Origin of the sequence: Deinococcus pimensis DSM 21231 (genome assembly GCF_000519345.1) — a bacterium.
In the GTDB taxonomy this organism is placed as follows: Bacteria; Deinococcota; Deinococci; order Deinococcales; family Deinococcaceae; genus Deinococcus_A; species Deinococcus_A pimensis.
Window position 1 is genome coordinate 76,548 of sequence record NZ_KI912669.1, and the last position, 252, is coordinate 76,799.

Sequence of the window (252 nt, forward strand, 5' to 3'; positions counted from 1 at the left end):
CACGCTCCGAGGGGCGGCGCGTCATCTTCGGTCTCGCCAACCCGCGGGACACGGGCTTCAAGGGGGGCGTCGACTGGACGTGGCTGGACCCCACGCTGGAGGTGGCCCTCGCGCGCTTCCCGTGGTTCGCGGAGCTCAGGCTCGACCGCGCCGCGAGCTGGTTCGGCCACTACGAGCTCACGCCCGACGGGCGGCCCGTCGTGGGGGAGATGCCCGGCGCGCCGGGCTGGTTCAACGCCTGCGGCTTCTCCG

General features: G+C 74.2%; 1 protein-coding gene. It reads left to right on the top strand.

The annotated features are described in order from the left end of the window. Positions 1-252, top strand: a 252-nt coding sequence (locus DEIPI_RS40385) for an FAD-dependent oxidoreductase (protein ID WP_045234714.1), incomplete at both ends; no start/stop codon positions are given.